Source organism: Alcanivorax sp. HI0044 (genome assembly GCF_001634945.1).
In genome coordinates this window covers 1-1,306 of the sequence record NZ_LWEZ01001324.1, presented here as the reverse complement: position 1 = coordinate 1,306, position 1,306 = coordinate 1, and the positions used below count along the sequence as shown (strand labels likewise).

The window sequence follows — 1,306 nt, the reverse complement described above, 5'->3', positions numbered from 1 at the left end:
GTTTTCCCGCCGCCAGCAGGTTCACGTTGTTGGCTGCCGGGGTGCCGGCGGTTTCCACCGAGGCATCGCTGCGCATCCAGCCCAGTTGCTGATGGTTTTCGGCGCTGGCGCCGTTGGTGTTCAGGGTCGGGCGACCGTTGGGGTTGTAGACCAGAAAGAACGAGGCGGCGGTGGAGGAATTGTCACCGGTCCACTCGCCTTTGCCGCGGCCGTTGGCGGAGTCATCAATGCGCCCGTTGCTGGACACGGAGCCATCGCTGAATACGTACATCATCAGCGGCATGTTGCGGCGGCGGGCGTATTCCAGGCAGGCGCCCATGCAGCGCCCGGCGCGCAGGTCCCGTTGTTCGCCGGTGCCCCGTTCGCCGGTGTGGTAATCGAAGCCGCCCATGGAAATACAGCCGGCGCCGGCGTAGCCGTTGACCACCAGCTTCATGATGGAGGCGGTTTTTTCGAACTCCCGATCATTCAACTCTGACTCGGAAAAGATGCTGAGGATGTCCGTGTCCTCACGAATATTCAGGGCAGAGGGATTGCCATAGCGGTCGGTAATATCGGCGGCTTCCACATAGCCGCAACGCAGCAAGTCGCGCAAATTAGCGCGGCGGTTGGCGTCGCTGAGGCCGCTATTGATACGATCGATGCGCTTGTGGCTGATGCGAGCAATGGATTCCATCACCGACACGGCATCGTCCTTGGACAGCATTCCCACCAGCTTGCCGGTGTCCACCAGGCCGGTCACGTCGGTGCCTCGGTCCACCTTGGTGGGGCGGGCGGAGGCGATGATGGAACCGTCCGGCGACATGGAGTTACCGCCGGACAATGAGCTGCGAGACCCGATCAGCGACAGCAGTTCGCCATCGGCGCCGGCATTGAAAATGCCGTACATGGGGTTGTGGGGATTATTGGCCGTGTCGTTTTCGGAGCGCGCAGGAATCACGCAGCCATTCACGTTGCCCATGGCGCCGGGGGCTCTTTCCTGGATGCCGCGCAGGAAGGGCGAGTCACTGTGAAAGGCCAGCCCCAGGTCGGTGTTGACTACGCCGGGGTTATTGTTGGGCGCCATATCGCCTGGCAGGCCCAGTTTCGAGTAGCCGGCACTGCTGAGAAAATCCAGTTGCCCGCCCTGGCCGCCCACCAGCACATTGGAGCCGGCAATATTGGCGCCGCCGGCCAGGTCGAAACAGATGAACGGAATCTTGCCGGCGCCGGCACCTAGGATGCCGCAGTCGGTCTTGATGGTTTCCAGGTCGCCCTGCAGGGCAGNCATGGCCTCGCGGGGATTACTGAACAAGCCGAACAGGCC

The 1,306-nt window shown here is 62.5% G+C and carries 1 protein-coding gene; it reads right to left on the bottom strand.

The genetic code is table 11. The features are described 5' to 3' along the window. A partial coding sequence (locus A3730_RS31915) for a hypothetical protein (RefSeq protein WP_063538716.1) occupies positions 1 to 1,306 on the bottom strand: 1,306 nt, incomplete at both ends.